The organism is Phormidesmis priestleyi ULC007 (assembly GCF_003003695.1).
Classification (GTDB): Bacteria; Cyanobacteriota; Cyanobacteriia; order Leptolyngbyales; family Leptolyngbyaceae; genus Phormidesmis_A; species Phormidesmis_A priestleyi_A.
Genome location: NZ_PVWG01000166.1, coordinates 1 through 530 on the forward strand (window position 1 = coordinate 1; position 530 = coordinate 530).

Below are 530 nucleotides of genomic sequence, written 5' to 3' on the forward strand. Positions count from 1 at the left end.
TTTGCCGTACCCTGCAACAGTTGAACTTAACGCGAAAAAAAAACGCTGCACGCCAGTCAAGCTGAAACAGAGCGAGTTCAGGGATTACGCCAAGCGTATCGAGACCAGATTCGAGACATTCGTCCAGACGATTTAGTCTTTCTCGATGAGGCAGGGGTGAATTTAATGATGGCGCGGCTCTATGCTCGTGCCCTGCCAGGACACCGGGCGACGGGAGAACGTCCCTACAAAAAAGGACGTAATGTTACCTTAGTGGGAGCGATGAGCTTGAATGGGATGGTGGCAGCACTCACCTTTGAGGGTGGACTCAACGGAGATGTCTTCAAATACTTTGTGGAACAGATGTTAGTGCCTAACTTATGGGTAGGAGCTTGTGTCGTCATGGACAACTTGAGTTCTCATGGGGTAGAGGGAGTTTGAGACCTGATTGAAGCAGCAGGGGCAAAACTGGTGTATTTGTCACCCTATTCTCCTGACTTTAATCCGATTGAGAACTGCTGGTCGAAAGTCAAAGCGTTTTTACGCTCGGT

1 pseudogene is annotated in these 530 nt (G+C 49.2%); it reads left to right on the forward strand.

The window, feature by feature from the left end:
• Positions 1 to 117: 117 nt before the first annotated feature.
• A pseudogene (locus tag C7B65_RS27230) lies at positions 118 to 530 on the forward strand (IS630 family transposase); the annotation flags it as partial.